The organism is Microvirga sp. 17 mud 1-3, from assembly GCF_003151255.1.
Taxonomy (GTDB): Bacteria; Pseudomonadota; Alphaproteobacteria; order Rhizobiales; family Beijerinckiaceae; genus Microvirga.
In genome coordinates this window covers 4,296,686-4,311,855 of record NZ_CP029481.1, presented here as the reverse complement: position 1 = coordinate 4,311,855, position 15,170 = coordinate 4,296,686, and the positions used below count along the sequence as shown (strand labels likewise).

The following is a 15,170-nucleotide window of genomic DNA, read 5'->3' as shown; positions in this document are numbered from 1 at the left end:
TGCTCCCGAGATCCTCTCCCGGTCAGGCCCGCGCCCGCGCGATGGCGGCGCGTTTCTGGTCGAGGGACAGGCCGCCCACATAGCTCTCCGGGCCCACGAGATAGGACGGCGTCGCCACGAGGCCGAGGGAGTTGCCGAGCGTGAAGGCCTGCTTCATCCACTGGGCGGTGCGCTCCGTGTTCGCCGTGTCCGTCAGGCGCTGACGGTCGCCGTCGAGGCGCTCCGCCTCGGACAGCGCGCGCTCGCCGTCCACCGGGCCGCGCAAGCCGAACAGGGCGAGGTGGAAGGGCAGGTAGCGCTCGGGCCCGTAGAGCTGGAAATAGGCCAGAGCCGCCTTGGTGGCCGTGACCGAAGGCAGGCCGAGCACCGCGTAATTGACGAGGATGTAGGTGAGGTCAGGCTCCGCCTTAAGCAGGGCCGGAAGATCCTGCGCCGAGCGTTTGCAATAGGGACAGTTGTAATCGAAGTACTCGACCAGGATCACGTCGCCATGGGCGTGCCCGAGCTTGACCGCGGAGGGCAGGTCAAGCGTCTCGTCGAAGAGCTCCACCGGAATGCGCTCCGGCTCGGGAGCCTTCTGGGCAAGCGCGGGGGCCACGAGGCCGGACAGGGACAGGCCGGCGAGCAGGGAACGGCGGGAGAGAATCATCGGGGAGCACTCACGGACGGGATGGCACCCTCGTGCCGCCCGAACGTGACCGGAGCAAGGCCGAGCTTCCCGGTCTCACGGGCTCGTGAAGCGGATCTCACGGCGCCGTGGGTTCAGGCGACGAAGCTGTCCCGGGTCGCCGGGTCCCCGCAAAGCAATTCTGCCGGATTTTGACCCGAAATAGTGATTGTGCCCTTGCACACAGCGGCCAATACAGGCCTACCCTTAGGAAAAACAAAGCTCTGAACGAGCGACAGAGGGTACTTCGAGGAGGAATTGTGATGAAAGCATCCGCGCTCAGCTTCAAACTGGCGGTTCTGTTCGTCATTGCCGGAATGGCGATGGGAATCGGGATGGCCGCGGCCCAAGACCACGCCATCATGCCGGCCCACGCCCACCTGAATCTGTTGGGGTGGGTCTCCCTGTTCCTGTTCGGCATCTATTACGAGCGGCGCCCCGCTCTCGATACCAGCCGCCTGGCCAGGATCCAGGTCTGGCTATGGTCGGCCGGAACGGTCGTCCTGACGGTTTCCGTCGCAGCCATCCATCTCGGCTATACGGCCATGGATCCGGTCGCCGCACTGGCGTCGCTCATGGTGCTCGCCGGCATGCTTCTGTTCGGCTACTTCGTGTTCCGCCCCGTCGCATCCATGGCACCGACGCCGAGCGTGGGGATCACGCCAGCGGAGTGACCCGCCTCACGAGCCTCTCCCAGCAGGGCGGTCTTAAGCCGCCCCGCTGGAGGGCTGAGGGTTACGCCTCTTCGCCCGTCACGCCGGCGGCGTCCTGGGCCTTCAGCACGTCCGGGCGCGGCATGGAGATGATGTTGTAGCCGGAATCCACGTAGTGGATCTCGCCGGTCACGCCGCTCGACAGGTCGGAGAGCAGGTAGAGCGCAGAGCCGCCGATCTCCTCGATGGTGACCGTCCGGCGCAGGGGCGCGTGGGCCTTCTGATAGGTGAACATGAGCCGGGCGTCCGAGATGCCCGCACCCGCGAGGGTGCGCACGGGGCCGGCCGAGATGGCGTTGCAGCGGATCCCGCGGGGGCCGAGATCGGCCGCGATGTAGCGCATGCTCGCTTCCAGCGCCGCCTTGGCGACACCCATCACGTTGTAGTTAGGCATCACCCGGGTCGAGCCGCCATAGGTAAGGGTGAGGAGAGACCCGCCGTCCTTCATGCGCTTCGCGGCGCGCTGGGCGATCTCCGTGAAGGAGAAGCAGGAAATCACCATAGTGCGCGAGAAGTTCTCGCGAGTGGTGACGTCCACATAGGAGCCCTTGAGCTGCGACTTGTCCGAGAAGCCGATGGCGTGGACCACGAAGTCGATGCCGTCCCATCTCTCGTCGAGGGCCTCGAAGGCCTTGTCGACCGAGGCGACGTCTTCCACGTCGCAGGAAAGGACCAGGTCCGAACCCAGGGACTGGGCGAGCGGCGTGACCCGCTTTCCGAGCGCCTCCCCCTGATACGTGAAGGCGAGCTCCGCCCCATGGGCCGCCAGGGTCTTGGCGATACCCCAGGCGATGGAATGGTCGTTCGCGACGCCCATGATGAGGCCGCGCTTTCCTTGCATCAGACCGGTCACACGATCCCCCTTCTGTTCGGACGTCGAACGATGGATTTGTTTATCGATGATGGAAGTCATGAATGAACTTGTATTTTATTTCGGTGATGTCGGAGTTTTACGCCGCAAAAGGGTCCGGGCTCACCCGGGCTTCTGCGCCGAGACGTAGAGGAAGATCGCGGCGTGTTCCCGCCAGCGCCGCAGCCAGGGATGCGCCTCGGCCATCGCCTCGGTGGGGCGGGGCTCTTTCAGGCCGGTGATCGTGAAGCCGGCGGACAGGAGCCCGCCGATATAGGTTTCCAGTTGCCGCGGAAAGCGTGGGACCTCGAAGGGCGGAATCCGCTCGCCGTCCGGATCGCGGCCGAAGCGCCAGCGATCCACGAAGGAGGTCTGGTCGAAATACTGGCCGACGGTCAGGCCGCACTCCCGCCCATTCTCGTCCCGCTGCCATTTGAGGGCCGGCGTCACGAAGCAGGGATGCAGCACGCTGAAGGCGAACAGGGCGCCGGGCTTGAGAACCCGGAAGGCTTCCCGGGCAGCGCCCGCGAAATCCGGGCTGTCCATGAGCGCCATGGTCGACACGACCGCGTCGAAGGAGCCCGCTTCCAGGAAGGACAGATCCGTGAAGGAGCCGGTGCGGTAGGTGATTCCGAGAGGGCAACGGGCCTCCTCGGCCTGGGCCGCGGCGATCATCTCCGGCGACAGGTCGATCCCCGTCATGGTCGCGCCGGTTCCGGCGAAGAGGCGCGTATTGGTCCCCTCGCCGCATCCGAGATCGAGAACCCTCAAACCGGCGAGCGGCGGCAGGAAGGCGAGGAAGTTGGGATTGTTGAACACGTCCCGGTACAGATCGCGTCCGGCCCTGACCCGGTCGATCCAGGTCGGGGCGTTGCGATCCCAGGCGTCTCGAACATCCGCCTCCTCGAGCGCCATCAGGTGCCGCCTCTCATTGATAGCGGCTGAACACCAGGGTCGCGTTGGTGCCGCCGAAGCCGAAGGAATTGGAGAGCACCGTGTCGATCTTGGCGTCGTCGATACGGCTGCGCACGATGTTCATGTCCGCAAAAGCCGGATCGAGTTCCTCGATATGAGCGCTCTCGCAGATGAAGCGGTTGTTCATCATCAGGAGCGAATAGATCGCCTCCTGCACGCCGGTGGCGCCGAGCGAATGGCCGGTGAGCGACTTGGTGGCCGAAATCGGCGGGCACTTGTCGCCCGTGCCGAACACTTCGCGGATCGCCTCGATCTCCTTGAGATCGCCGACGGGCGTCGAGGTGGCGTGCGGGTTGATGTAGTCGATCGGGGTTTTTACGTTCTGGAGCGCCATGCGCATGCAGCGCACCGCGCCCTCGCCCGAGGGCGCCACCATGTCGTAGCCGTCCGAGGTGGCGCCGTAGCCGACGACCTCGCCGTAGATCCGGGCGCCGCGGGCCTTGGCGTGTTCCAGCTCCTCCAGCACGAGGACGCCGGCGCCCCCGGCGATCACGAAGCCGTCGCGGTTCACGTCATAGGCGCGCGAGGCCCTGGCCGGAGTGCCGTTGTACTTGGTCGACATGGCGCCCATGGCGTCGAACAGGGACGAGAGGGTCCAGTCCAGATCCTCGCAGCCGCCCGCGAACATCACGTCCTGCTTGCCCATCTGGATGAGCTCGTAGGCATTGCCGATGCAGTGATTCGAGGTCGCGCAGGCGGACGAGATCGAATAGTTCACGCCCTTGATCTTGAACCAGGTGGCGAGGGTCGCGGAGGCCGTGGATGACATGGCCTTCGGCACCGCGAAGGGGCCGATGCGCTTGGGGCCCTTGTCGCGGGTGATGTCGGCCGCTTCGACGATAGTGCGGGTCGAGGGACCGCCGGAGCCCATGACGATGCCCGTGCGCTCGTTGGAGATGTCGCTCTCCTCGAGGCCGGCATCGCGGATCGCCTGGTCCATGGCCACATGATTCCAGGCCGTGCCCTTGCCGTGGAATCGCATGGCGCGGCGGTCGACGATTTCCTCTGGATTGAGGGACGGAGCGCCGTGCACCTGGCAGCGGAAGCCGTACTTCTCGTAATCCTCGGCCTTGCCGATGCCGGATTTCGCTTCCCGCAAAGAGGCCAGAACCTCCTGTGTGGTGTTGCCGATGGACGACACGATGCCCATTCCGGTGACGACGACACGCCTCATAGCGACCTCTTCTCAAGAAAAGCCGGACCGACCCCGACGCAACACACGTAAGGTCGGGCCTGCCCGATCACAACCATATCACGAATGCCTAGCCGCCCGCTGCCTCGGCCTGGAACAGCCCGACCCGAAGGTCCTTGGCCTCATAGATGCGCCGCCCGTCCGCCTCGAGCCAGCCGTCGGCGATGCCGAGCACGAGCTTCGAGCGGAAGACCCGCTTGAGGTCGACGCCGTAAACCACCTGCTTCACGGTAGGAAGCACCTGGTCGGAGAACTTCACCTCGCCGACGCCGAGCGCCCGGCCCCGGCCCGGAGAGCCGGACCAGCCGAGGAAGAACCCGACCATCTGCCACAGGGCGTCCACGCCCAGGCAACCCGGCATCACCGGATCGCCCTTGAAGTGGCAGGGAAAGAACCAGAGGTCCGGCCGCACGTCGAGCTCGGCGCGCACATGGCCCTTGCCGTACTCGCCGCCATCCTCACCGATGGACGTGATGCGGTCGAACATGAGCATCGGCGGAAGCGGCAGCTGCGCATTGCCGGGACCGAACATTTCTCCGCGCCCGCAGGCGAGAAGCTCCTCGTAAGTAAAGCTCGACGGGCGGGCCATGCCGGGTGACGATCCTTTCTTCGCATTGCGAAAACGGCCTCAGGCATCCCAAGGCCAGCGAAACCGGGTTCTGGTAGCACAGGCTTCGCCGTCCATCAAAGGGACAGGCGCGACAAGGGGCGAAACTTTGCTCCCTGCGGCTCCTGTCCACGGCGGCCAGCCTTGCGGCCAGGGCCTCGCTTCCCTATGATTACAGGATAGAAGCATCTTTTCTTGCAATCAGTTCCGAAGATGACCGATCCGTTGTCCGCCTACATCGAATCCACCACCGCTCCCGCCCACCGGCGGGGCTGCCCGCTCTCCGAGCTGCGGGACAAGCTGCGGCGCGTGGGTCTGCGGCCGACCCGGCAGCGGGTGTCCCTGGGCTGGCTGCTGTTCGGCAAGGGCGACCGCCACATCACGGCCGAGATGCTCTTCGACGAGGCCACCCGGGCCCGGGTGCCGGTCTCGCTGGCGACGGTCTACAACACCCTCCACCAGTTCACGGAGGCCGGCCTCCTGCGCCAGCTCGCGGTGGACGGGGCCAAGGCCTATTTCGACACGAACCCGACCGAGCACCACCACTTCTTCCTGGAGGAGGAAGGGGAACTGGTCGACATGCCCTCCACGGCGGTCAGCGTGGGCGACCTGCCGGCCCCGCCTCCCGGCATGGAAGTGGCGGGCGTCGAGGTGATCGTGCGCCTGCGCCGCAAGGCCGCGTAACGAAACACTCCCATCCGCCGGACCGGAGCGGCTTTCGGGTTACATCACATGCCGCTCGCCCATGTCCTTCTCGCCCTGATCGTCACGGTCATCTGGGGCCTCAGCTTCGTGGTCATCAAGCTCGGGGTGGGCACGACGCCGCCCCTGCTCCTGGCCTCCTTGCGCTTTCTCTTCGCGGCCGTGCCGGCCGTGTTCCTCGTTCCCCGGCCGCCCGTGGGCTGGCGCAGCCTCGCGGCTTACGGCTTCTTCCTCGGGGTTGCCCAGTTCGGGCTCCTGTTCGCGGCCATCGCCCTCGGCATGCCGGCGAGCCTCGCATCCGTGGTGATGCAGGCACAGGTCTTCTTCACCATCCTGTTCGCGGCCCTGCTCATGGGGGAGCGCCCGGGGCGGCACCAGATCCTCGGTGGGATCGTGGCCTGTCTCGGCCTCGTGCTCATGGCCTTGCCCCGGCTCTCGGGGGGCGGCGCCGGGCCGTTCCTGATGACGGTGGCGGCCGCCGCCTCCTGGGGCGTGGCCAATATCGTGTCCAAGAAGGCCGGCCGGGTCGACATGCTGGGCTACGTGGTCTGGGCGAGCCTGATCCCGCCCCTGCCGCTCCTCACCTTCTCGCTCATGCTGGACGGCCCCGGCCAAGTGCTCGCGGCCCTCTCGCACGTGAATGGCGGCATGATCGGGGCGGTGGCCTATCTCGCCTATCCGACGACCGTCTTCGCCTTCGCGGTCTGGAGCTTCCTGCTCTCCCGCTATCCGGCCGCGACCGTGACGCCCTTCGCGCTCCTAGTGCCGGTGGCCGGCATTCTCGGCTCCACGCTGATCCTAGGGGAAACCATGCGGGTTCCCGAGGCAATCGGCGGCGCCATCATCGTGCTGGGCCTTGCGATCAACGTCTTCGGGCTTCGCGTGATGCGGCGGCTGCGCGCCGCGTGACGGCATTCCGCCCATGAGAAGGACCGGCTCCGGGCACCCGGAACCGGTCCTCACCAAACAGCCCTCCTCTCCGGGGAGGTCGTGCGGCCCGCCGAAGCGGTCAGGGCCGCGACCGGGAGCGACGCTGCTCGGGTCTGCCGGGAACGTCCTCGGGCTCAGACGAGCGTGATCTTGCCCGTGGCGAGGTCGTAGACGCCGCCCGCCACGACCAGCTTCTTCTGCGCGACGCGTTCGCTCAGGATGGGCGTGGCCTTCTTCAGCCGCTCCACATTGAGCTTCACGTTGGCGATGGTGGCGGCGGCCACGAGGTCCGACGCATTCTCCTTCTTCGCCGCCTCGACGGCGGGCTTCAGGGCGCCGATCAGGTCGGGCAGGTGGCCGGGAAGCTCCAGCCCCTCATTGACCACCCTGATCGCCGAGACCACGGCGCCGCAGCTGGTGTGGCCCAGCACCAGGATCAGAGGCGCGCCCAGGAACTGGGTGCCGAATTCGAGGCTCGCCAGCCCGTCATCGTTCACGAAGTTGCCGGCCACCCGGACGACGAAGAGATCGCCGGGGTTCTGGTCGAACGCGAATTCCGGCGCGACGCGGGAATCGGAGCAGCTCACGATGGCCGCAATCGGATGCTGGGACTGGGTGCGCGCGGCCCGGCCGGCCGAGAAATCCTTCTGCTCCGGGGTGTTCGCCACGTAGCGCGCATTCCCGTCCATGATGCGCTTGAGGGCGTCGTCGCCGCTGATGGCGTTCTGCGGCGAGGCCTGCGCAAAGGCCTCGCCGGCCGTCAGGGCGAAGCCGGATGCCAAGGCCATGCCGGCACCGGCCATGAGAAGGCCGCGGCGGGAAAGATGCGGGGCCGCGCCCGCCAGACATTTGTCACACATAATGGGACCTCTGGATGAAAGGGGACGGCCGGAGCCGCGCCGTCGGGACAAAACAGTGCTTCCGAGGCACTGATTCCCTTGCGGCAGGTCCACTTTCGGAGGTACCTCTTTAGGATCAAAGTCCAAAACTTGCAGGGATTGCGGCAGTGCATCCCGGACAGGCCGGCGCGATCGCAGGGGGAGGGTTCGATTCATGGGCCAGAAGATCCCGGACGGCCATGCGGCCGATTCCCCCTACGAGGATGCCATCCGGTTCTGCGTCGATGCCATCCTGCGGATGCATTGGGGCGAGAAGCTGATCAACAAGATCTTCGGTCGCGCCACCCAGTCCCATGCGGCCGGACTCGCGGTCGTCATGCATTATGAGGCCCTGGAGGGGCGGGGGCGGCGGCCGACGCTGGCTCTCGTCCAGGCTCAGATGGGCAGGGCCCGGACGCTCGCGGCCTTCTTCGGGCTCCTGCGCCTTGCGGGTTTCATCCGGATCGAGGTCGACCCGGCGGACCGGCGCCTGCACTACCTGGTGCCGGCCGCGCCCCTGGTTCAGGGGCTGAGGACCTGGATCCTCCACCATGTCCGCTGCTGCGAGATCATGGGTCTCGTCCCGCCGGGCTTCACGGCCCGCGCCCGCAAGGACGAGGCCCTGTTCGGCGCCTTCATCGCTCAGGCCCGCCCGATCCTGGAGCACACCCGCACGCCGCCCGATAGCGCCGCGAGCTGGACCTGGATCGACAGCCTGGATTGCGGCGACCGGATCGGCCTCCTGCTCCTGCGCGGGCATTATACGGCGGCCGCGGCCGGGCAGGCCTGGTTCCCGTTCAACAGCCGGGAGGTCGCCGAGAATCTCGGCATCTCCCATTCGCATGTCCGGAACGTCCTCAATCGCGCGGAGGCGAAGGGCCTGCTGCGGCAGGATCGCCGCGGCAACGGCATCGCGCTCTCGGAGGCGTTCGTCGAGGGAGCCAGGACCTGGTTCATCCTGTTCTGGGGATGGGTCGCCGAGGCCGTGGAGGCCGCTGAGGTCTCCCGGTCGGTCGGCCTTACGGTCGATCCTGCCCGTCTCGCGCCGGTGCGGGACGTGGCCCGGCCGGCCGGGCCGGCTCCTTAAGGAACGGAGGCCGTCCGGCCCGCCTGCATCAGCGAATCAGTCCGAAGCCCACCACCGCGTAGGCGATGAGGAAGATCGCCACGAAGATGTTGAGGAAGCGCGGCGCCACGATGGACGCGACCCCGAGGATGAGGGCCAGCAGGGGCAGGATGTTCTTGAGGCTGAAGGAGAGGGTCATGGAGAGGCTTTCTCGGGTCGGACTTCGGGCGAGGGCGGGCTTTCAAGGGCCGCTTACTCGAACTTCTCGTCGGGATAGACGCCCCACAGCTTGTCCTGCTGGACATAGCCGTCCACGTCGCGGGCGCGTTCCATCACGATCACGACCCGGCACCAGGCGCCGTCGCAGCTCTTGATGTTGGCGATCACGCCGGGCTGGAGCTGGGCCGCGATGCCGCCCCGGTCGTTCGGGCCGTCCCGCAGGGGAACCGGAGGGGTATCGCCCTTGGCCCAGGGCATCACCAGGGCGGTGCGCCGTCCGGACAGGAGGGAATGGAGGACCCAGCCCTCCGTGCCCTCCGAATCGCGGATGCGCCGCCAGGTCTCGTACTCGGCCACGATCTCGACCGGCAGGCCGGCCCGCTGGAACACCCAGGCGGTGCGATGGTCCTTCGAGGGGCCTTCGCGCAGGTTCACCCGGTCCGTCTTGAGGCTCACATAGCGGGGCACCGGCAGCCCGGTCCCGAGCCGCCCACCGGGCGGCTGCTGTTGCTGTGCAAGGAGAGCCGACGGAGCGCCGAAGGCGAGCAAGGCAAGAAGAAAAAGGGTCCTGCGCATGATGTCCTCACGTCGGGTTTGGTCTCGGGTCGGGCCTCTGGTAGAGAAGCGTGACGGGTCCCGCCACGCGGCGGCTCGTCGCCTTAAGTGGCTGAAACAGAGTTAAGGGAGCGTGAAGGCGCCCGATCTCTGACGGTTTTTCGAGCGCGTGGGGGCTTTGCGAGCCGATGAAAAAGAGACCAGTCGTCGTCGTCACCCGCCGGTTGCCCGATGTGATCGAGACGCGCATGCGCGAACTCTTCGACACGCGACTCAACCTTGAGGACGAGCCCCTGTCCCGGGAGGCTCTCGCGAACGCGATGGCGGAGGCGGACGTTCTCGTGCCCACCGTGACGGACGAGATCGATGAGGCCCTGCTCGCTAAGGCCGGGCCGAATCTGAAGCTCATCGCCAATTTCGGCAACGGGATCGACCATATCGACGTGCAGGCGGCCCTCGCGAGGGGAATCACCGTCACCAACACGCCCGGGGTCCTGACCGAGGACACGGCCGACATGACCATGGCGCTGATTCTCGCGGTGGCCCGGCGCCTTCCCGAAGGGGCGCGCGTCATCCCGGAAGGAAAATGGGCCGGCTGGTCGCCCACCTGGATGCTCGGGCGGCGCATCACCGGCAAGCGCCTCGGCATCGTCGGCATGGGCCGCATCGGTCAGGCGCTGGCGCGGCGGGCCAAGGCCTTCGGCCTGTCGATCCACTACCACAACCGCCGCCACGTGGCGCCCAAGATCGAGGCGGAGCTCGAGGCGACCTACTGGGAATCCCTCGACCAGATGCTGGCCCGGATGGACATCGTCTCGGTCAATTGCCCGCACACGCCGGCCACCTATCACCTGCTCTCGGCCCGTCGCCTCAAGCTCATGAAGCCGGACGCCATTCTGGTGAACACCGCCCGCGGCGAGGTGATCGACGAGGCGGCGCTCACCCGGCTCATCGAGGCGGGCGCCATCGCGGGCGCAGGCCTCGATGTGTTCGAGGAGGAGCCGGCCGTCAATCCGCGCCTGGTGCGCCTCGCCAAGCAGGGCAAGGTGGTGCTCCTGCCGCATATGGGCTCGGCGACCCACGAGGGCCGCATCGCCATGGGCGAGAAGGTCATCGTGAACATCCGCTCCTTCATCGACGGCCACAAGCCGCCGGACCGGGTGCTGCCCAGCATGCTGTGACGTCGTCGGAGGGGAAGCCCGGCCCGATGTGACGGGCCGGAGCCGGCAGGCGGGAAGTCAGGCTCTTATGAGAGCGTGAAGGTCATGGAGATCTCGGCGTTGAGCACCTTCGAAACCGGGCAGTTCTTCTCGGCCGCGCGGGCGAGTTCCTCGAACTTGGCGCGGTCGATCCCCGGCACCTTGGCGTCCAGGGTGAGGACGGATTTCGAGATCTTGAAGCCCTCGCCCTCCTTGTCGAGGGAGACGGCGGCCTCGGTGGCAAGCTCGGTCGGCGTGAAGCCGGCGCCCTGGAGCTGGAAGGCCAGGGCCATGGTGAAGCAGCCCGCATGGGCGGCCGCGATCAGTTCCTCCGGGTTCGTGCCCTTCTCGTTCTCGAAGCGGGTCTTGAACGAATAGGGCGTGCTCGACAGGACGCCGGAATCCGTGGAGAGATGGCCGTTGCCATCCCGGCCCGTGCCCTGCCATACGGCCCTTGCCTTGCGATTCATCATGATCTCCTTCGCGGGTTGCACGCATTCATCTAGGACGCTTTGCTCAAGGCTCCAGCCCGACCAAGGGGGGCAAGCATGATGGGTCTGCACGCCCGGCTCCACCCCCGTCTCTTCCTGGCGCTCCTGATCGGGGTCGCCGTCGCCCTGCTCCTGTCGGCGAGCGTCAAACTGTCCCTGAACTCGCGGATCCTGATCGGCTGGGACGCGGGCATCATCGCCTATCTGGCGATGGTCGGCTTCATGGCGCTGCGCTCCTCCATCGGCCAGATGCAGCGGCGTGCCAGCCTGGAGGACGAGGGCGCCCTCGTGACCCTGGCCCTGACCCTCTCGGCCGCCGTCGCGAGCCTCGCGGCGATCGCCATGGAGCTGCAGGAAACCGGTGGGAACACGGCCTTCCGCCTCTCGGTCGCAGGGGTCACCATCATCTGTTCGTGGTTCTTCGTGCACCTGATCTTCGCGGTGCATTACGCGCACGAATTCTACGGCGACGAGGGCGAGCGGGGCGGGCTTCAGTTCCCGCAGACCACGAAGCCGGATTACTGGGATTTCATGTATTTCGCCTTCAATCTCGGCGCGGCCGCGCAGACCTCGGACGTGATCGTGGTGTCCAAGCGCATGCGCCGCCTGACCCTGGCGCACACCATCCTGTCCTTCCTGTTCAACACCACCGTCCTGGCGCTCGCCGTGAACGTGGGCGCAGGCCTAGTCTGAGCATCGGACGCAAAACCGGCGCCCATTTTTGCGTCCGATTCTCTAGCCTTCTTCCTCGTCGCGCTCCCCGTCGACGATGCGGCGCGCGATGTCGAACGAAAAGCCCGCCCGGGCCAGGGCCGCGAGGTCCTTGTCCCGGTAGGGCGCGCGCTCGCCGGGCCGGAAGGGGCCGAGCCTGCGGCGGCGGGCGAGCGCCCGGGCGGCCTGCTCCTCCTGCGCCTGAGGATCCTCCTCATCGTCCCGGCCCGCGAGGGCGGCCGTGATGGTCTCCCGGTCGACGCCCTTGAGGGAGAGCTTCGCCCGGATGGCACGGGCCGAGCCGCCGCGCCGGCGTAAGGTGGCGACCCGGGCCTGGGCATAGCGGGCATCGTCCAAAAGCCCGGCGCGCAGGCATTTCGCCACCACGTCGTCGACGGCCTCGTAAAACTCCGCCGGATCCTCGCCGCGCAGGCGGCAGCGCGTCTCGACCTTCCGCCGCAGCACCCGGCGCAGGTTCTCGGCCGAGGAGGCATAGCGCTCGAGATAGGTCATGGCCGCGCGCTGGAGATAGGCGGGCGTGACCCGGCGCGGCGGCTTGCGATCAGGCTTGGGGGCAATGCCGTTCATGGCGGGGACGAGGTCTCGCCGGGTTTCTCGACCTGGCCGCGCCGCTGCAATTGCAGCGCCACGAACCAGCACAGGGACGCCCAGGCGGCCCCCACGGCCCAGCCGCCCAGCACGTCGCTGGGCCAGTGCACGCCGAGATAGATCCGGCTGACGCCCACGAGCAGGGTCGTGACGACTGCAAGGCCCATGACGAAGGCCTTGATGCGCCGCCGCTGCTGCACGCGGGCCAGGAGCGCGCCGAGGGTCAGGTAGGTGACGGCCGAGAGCATGGCGTGGCCGCTGGGGAAGCTCGCCGTATAGACCTGGGTCGCATGGGGCACGAGCTCCGGCCGCGGCCGCTCGAAGCCGATCTTGAGCCCGGTCGAGAGCAGGGTCCCGCCGATCACCGCCACCGCAAGGAGGATGGCGGCCCCGCGCTTGCCCGCCATGAGCAGGCAGATCGTCACCGAGACGGTCACGAGGGTCAGGATGGTGTAACCGCCGAGGCCGGTGATGTCCCGCGCGGTTTCTTCGAGCCAGCGCGGGCCGATCGGGTCGGCGAGGTTGTCCGGGTTGCGCAGGGCCAGGAGGATGGTGCTGTCGATGGCATGGGTCTCGCCCTCGAATACCTCGTCGGCCAGGACGATGAAGAGCCAGGCGAAGAGCCCGCACCCGGCCAGGGAGAGCAGGGGACCGATTTCGTTGAGGCGCAGGCGAAGCCAGAGGCGCCCGGCAGGGGACAAGAGAGCATGCATCGCCTGAAGATAAGGATGCGGCCCCGCTCTGGCGAGAGCCTTGCGGCACGGAACGAGGGGGTGGATCCCGGCGTCGGGCTCTCGGGATTCCGTCCGGCCAGCGAAGAGGCGGGGCGGCCGGCAGAACTCGGAAACGCCATCGGCCAATATCCGGCTGCCGGCGAAGTCGAACGACCCGTTGGAGCAGCTTCAAGACGCTCACGAAGCTGCGATGCGCCTGTTTAATCCTGAAAATTTCGGAACGTCTGCTTCGCCAAGACGTTCGTCAGGCCAGGAAGGAGTTTGCCATGCGTCATTTCTACTTGGCTCTTGCCACGACAGTGGCTCTTGGAACCGCGGCCGTTCCGGCTTCTGCAGCCGAGACTCCGGCAGCGTCGAGCCGGGTCGCCGCGCCGCTCGCCGCCCTTCAGAACGGCGATCTGCAGACGAGCTACGCCCAATGGCGCGGCCGTCATTACGGCCATCGGGGCTATTATGGGCGCCCGGGCTATTACGGCCCGCGCCACGGATATTACGGCCGTCCCTATTACCGCCGCGATTACGGATCGGCTGCGGCCGCAGGCGCGATCGGTCTTGCGACCGGCGCGATCATCGGCGGGGCGCTCGCCCAGCAGCAGGCCGCTCCCGTCTACAGCGCGCCGAACAGCAGCGTGTCCTACTGCATGCAGCGCTTCAAGTCCTACGACCCGGCCTCCGGCACCTATCTCGGGTATGACGGCGTCCGGCATCCCTGCCCGTAACGGCTTGGAATCAGACATGAAAAAAGCGGGCCCTTCGGGGCCCGCTTTCCGTTGGGACGTACGTTGACGTTACTTCGCGGCGATGACCGCGATCTCGACCTTGAACTGGGGCGCGGCGAGCTTCGCCTCGACGGTCGCGCGGGCCGGGGTGTTGCCCTGCGAGACCCAGGAATCCCACACGGCGTTCATCTCCTGGAAGGTCGCCATGTCGGTGATCCAGATATTCACCATCAGGAGCTTCGACTTGTCGGTGCCGGCCTGCTGCAGAAGGTCATCGATCTTCGCAAGGATTTCCTTGGTCTGCTCGGCGACGCTCTGGCCGGCGGTCTTCTCGGCCACCTGGCCAGCCAGATAGACCGTGTTGCCGTGAACGACGGCGCCGCTCATGCGCGGGCCCGGATTGATGCGTTGGATCGTCATGGATGGTCCTTCAGAAGAAAGCGAAACGGAGACAGGCTTTTTCGGTGGCCTGCCGGGCAAGGTCAAGGTTGAACCGTCAATAAAGCGTCGCCTTCACCCGTTCCGGCAGCGCCTTGTCGTAGGTTTCGCCGCCTGTCGTGCCCTCGCTTAGGGCCGCGAGGATCTGGCCGGCGCTCGGCAGGGTCTGGCGGGCAATGCGCTTGTCCGGGTTCCACAGGTCCGCGCGGACCACTGCGCGGGAGCATTGGAAGAACACTGCCTCGACCGCGATGGAGAGCACGGTCCTGGGCGCCTTGCCGTCGACCGAAAAGCTCTCAAGCAGGGCCGGGTCGGCCGAAATGGTGGCGCGGCCATTGATTCGCAGGGTCTCGCCCACGCCCGGGATCAGGAAGAGCAGGGCGATTCGGGGGTCGTGGACGATGTTGCGTAAGGAATCGATGCGGTTGTTGCCGCGCCGGTCAGGCAGCAGCAGGGTCTTCTCGTCGACCACCCGCACGAAGCCCGGCCCGTCGCCGCGGGGCGAGCAGTCGAGCCCCTCCGGCCCACAGGTCGCCAGCACCGCGAAGGGCGCGGCCTCGACGAGGGCGCGATAGACCGGCACGATCCGGTCCGTCTCCTTGACCCGGGAGGCCTCGCCGACCTCGCCGTAGAGGGAATCGAGGGCGGACTGGGTTGTGATGAGATGCGACATGATCAAAGACGTTCGGATAGGGCCACGGCGGATCGTCCGCCAGGAGCGATGGGGACGATCTCAAACTCCGCGAGATCGCACCATTGTGCAACCCGTCGCTGCAGCAGGGCGACACCATCGCAGCGCATCACCTGAAGGCAACGGCTAAAATCGGCCGCGACCCAGCTGTCGACATAGTCCAGCCTTTCGGACCAAGCCGGCGCGATCCGCAATGCTCGGAAGGCCGGACAACAAAAAGGGCG

At 66.9% G+C, this 15,170-nt stretch carries 21 protein-coding genes; 7 read left to right on the top strand and 14 right to left on the bottom strand.

Going from position 1 to position 15,170, the window contains the following annotated elements:
- Window positions 1-22 precede the first annotated feature (22 nt).
- Window positions 23-649: a thioredoxin domain-containing protein gene (locus C4E04_RS20280; RefSeq protein ID WP_109600438.1), complete on the bottom strand. Its 627-nt coding sequence runs from the start codon at window positions 647-649 to the stop codon at window positions 23-25.
- A 281-nt stretch (window positions 650-930) separates the two neighbouring features.
- On the opposite strand from C4E04_RS20280, the gene C4E04_RS20275 reads away from it, so the two are divergent.
- The gene (locus C4E04_RS20275) at window positions 931-1,341 is read left to right on the top strand and encodes a hypothetical protein (RefSeq protein WP_109600435.1); all 411 of its coding nucleotides are present in this window, start codon (window positions 931-933) and stop codon (window positions 1,339-1,341) included.
- 61 nt (window positions 1,342-1,402) lie between these two features.
- Here C4E04_RS20275 and fabI read toward each other — a convergent pair whose 3' ends face one another.
- From fabI to fabA, 4 genes are all read right to left on the bottom strand, one after another.
- Window positions 1,403-2,233, bottom strand: coding sequence for an enoyl-ACP reductase FabI (gene fabI, locus C4E04_RS20270; protein ID WP_109601379.1), 831 nt, complete (start codon window positions 2,231-2,233; stop codon window positions 1,403-1,405).
- Window positions 2,234-2,353: 120 nt separating this feature from the next.
- Entirely contained in the window at window positions 2,354-3,145 is a 792-nt protein-coding gene (locus C4E04_RS20265; RefSeq protein WP_109600433.1) for a class I SAM-dependent methyltransferase, read from the bottom strand.
- A 13-nt stretch (window positions 3,146-3,158) separates the two neighbouring features.
- Window positions 3,159-4,379, bottom strand: a complete 1,221-nt coding sequence (gene fabB / locus C4E04_RS20260) for a beta-ketoacyl-ACP synthase I (protein ID WP_109600431.1) — start codon at window positions 4,377-4,379, stop codon at window positions 3,159-3,161.
- Between the two features lie 88 nt (window positions 4,380-4,467).
- The gene (fabA, locus tag C4E04_RS20255; RefSeq protein WP_109600428.1) at window positions 4,468-4,986 is read right to left on the bottom strand and encodes a 3-hydroxyacyl-[acyl-carrier-protein] dehydratase FabA; all 519 of its coding nucleotides are present in this window, start codon (window positions 4,984-4,986) and stop codon (window positions 4,468-4,470) included.
- Window positions 4,987-5,217: 231 nt separating this feature from the next.
- Between fabA and irr the strand changes: the two genes are divergently transcribed.
- Window positions 5,218-5,688, top strand: coding sequence for a Fur family transcriptional regulator Irr (irr, locus tag C4E04_RS20250; protein ID WP_109600425.1), 471 nt, complete (start codon window positions 5,218-5,220; stop codon window positions 5,686-5,688).
- A 48-nt stretch (window positions 5,689-5,736) separates the two neighbouring features.
- Window positions 5,737-6,615 (top strand): EamA family transporter, encoded by an 879-nt coding sequence (locus C4E04_RS20245; protein ID WP_109600423.1) that lies wholly within the window; start codon window positions 5,737-5,739, stop codon window positions 6,613-6,615.
- 155 nt (window positions 6,616-6,770) lie between these two features.
- Here the strand turns inward: C4E04_RS20245 and C4E04_RS20240 are convergent, their stop codons facing one another.
- The gene (locus C4E04_RS20240; RefSeq protein WP_109600421.1) at window positions 6,771-7,496 is read right to left on the bottom strand and encodes a carbonic anhydrase; all 726 of its coding nucleotides are present in this window, start codon (window positions 7,494-7,496) and stop codon (window positions 6,771-6,773) included.
- Between the two features lie 193 nt (window positions 7,497-7,689).
- On the opposite strand from C4E04_RS20240, the gene C4E04_RS20235 reads away from it, so the two are divergent.
- Window positions 7,690-8,601 carry a hypothetical protein gene (locus C4E04_RS20235; protein ID WP_109600419.1) on the top strand — a complete coding sequence of 304 codons (912 nt, stop codon included), beginning with the start codon at window positions 7,690-7,692 and terminating at the stop codon, window positions 8,599-8,601.
- A gap of 28 nt (window positions 8,602-8,629) precedes the next feature.
- Here the strand turns inward: C4E04_RS20235 and C4E04_RS20230 are convergent, their stop codons facing one another.
- Both C4E04_RS20230 and C4E04_RS20225 read right to left on the bottom strand, forming a co-directional pair.
- Entirely contained in the window at window positions 8,630-8,779 is a 150-nt protein-coding gene (locus C4E04_RS20230; RefSeq protein WP_109600417.1) for a DUF3096 domain-containing protein, read from the bottom strand.
- Between the two features lie 53 nt (window positions 8,780-8,832).
- Window positions 8,833-9,375, bottom strand: a complete 543-nt coding sequence (locus tag C4E04_RS20225; RefSeq protein ID WP_109600415.1) for an SH3 domain-containing protein — start codon at window positions 9,373-9,375, stop codon at window positions 8,833-8,835.
- A gap of 167 nt (window positions 9,376-9,542) precedes the next feature.
- Here C4E04_RS20225 and C4E04_RS20220 point away from each other — a divergent pair, with 167 nt between their 5' ends.
- Window positions 9,543-10,535 (top strand): D-glycerate dehydrogenase, encoded by a 993-nt coding sequence (locus tag C4E04_RS20220; RefSeq protein ID WP_109600413.1) that lies wholly within the window; start codon window positions 9,543-9,545, stop codon window positions 10,533-10,535.
- A gap of 65 nt (window positions 10,536-10,600) precedes the next feature.
- On the opposite strand, the gene C4E04_RS20215 is transcribed toward C4E04_RS20220, so the two are convergent.
- Entirely contained in the window at window positions 10,601-11,023 is a 423-nt protein-coding gene (locus C4E04_RS20215; RefSeq protein WP_109600411.1) for an OsmC family protein, read from the bottom strand.
- A gap of 78 nt (window positions 11,024-11,101) precedes the next feature.
- Between C4E04_RS20215 and C4E04_RS20210 the strand changes: the two genes are divergently transcribed.
- The gene (locus C4E04_RS20210) at window positions 11,102-11,737 is read left to right on the top strand and encodes a DUF1345 domain-containing protein (RefSeq protein ID WP_210204589.1); all 636 of its coding nucleotides are present in this window, start codon (window positions 11,102-11,104) and stop codon (window positions 11,735-11,737) included.
- A 42-nt stretch (window positions 11,738-11,779) separates the two neighbouring features.
- Here the strand turns inward: C4E04_RS20210 and C4E04_RS20205 are convergent, their stop codons facing one another.
- The gene (locus C4E04_RS20205; protein WP_109600409.1) at window positions 11,780-12,343 is read right to left on the bottom strand and encodes a regulatory protein RecX; all 564 of its coding nucleotides are present in this window, start codon (window positions 12,341-12,343) and stop codon (window positions 11,780-11,782) included.
- The gene (locus tag C4E04_RS20200) at window positions 12,340-13,077 is read right to left on the bottom strand and encodes a phosphatase PAP2 family protein (protein ID WP_109601375.1); all 738 of its coding nucleotides are present in this window, start codon (window positions 13,075-13,077) and stop codon (window positions 12,340-12,342) included. The genes C4E04_RS20205 and C4E04_RS20200 overlap by 4 nt, the downstream gene beginning before the upstream one ends.
- Window positions 13,078-13,364: 287 nt before the next feature.
- Between C4E04_RS20200 and C4E04_RS20195 the strand changes: the two genes are divergently transcribed.
- Complete coding sequence (locus C4E04_RS20195; protein ID WP_109600407.1) at window positions 13,365-13,817, top strand: BA14K family protein; 453 nt, start codon at window positions 13,365-13,367, stop codon at window positions 13,815-13,817.
- A gap of 69 nt (window positions 13,818-13,886) precedes the next feature.
- On the opposite strand, the gene C4E04_RS20190 is transcribed toward C4E04_RS20195, so the two are convergent.
- The 3 genes from C4E04_RS20190 to C4E04_RS21780 all read right to left on the bottom strand — a co-directional run bounded on the left by C4E04_RS20190 (window position 13,887) and on the right by C4E04_RS21780 (window position 15,140).
- Window positions 13,887-14,237: a RidA family protein gene (locus C4E04_RS20190; protein ID WP_109600405.1), complete on the bottom strand. Its 351-nt coding sequence runs from the start codon at window positions 14,235-14,237 to the stop codon at window positions 13,887-13,889.
- A 76-nt stretch (window positions 14,238-14,313) separates the two neighbouring features.
- The gene (locus tag C4E04_RS20185) at window positions 14,314-14,928 is read right to left on the bottom strand and encodes a pyridoxamine 5'-phosphate oxidase family protein (RefSeq protein WP_109600403.1); all 615 of its coding nucleotides are present in this window, start codon (window positions 14,926-14,928) and stop codon (window positions 14,314-14,316) included.
- A 2-nt stretch (window positions 14,929-14,930) separates the two neighbouring features.
- Window positions 14,931-15,140, bottom strand: a complete 210-nt coding sequence (locus tag C4E04_RS21780; RefSeq protein ID WP_371682020.1) for a DUF3303 domain-containing protein — start codon at window positions 15,138-15,140, stop codon at window positions 14,931-14,933.
- Window positions 15,141-15,170 lie beyond the last annotated feature (30 nt).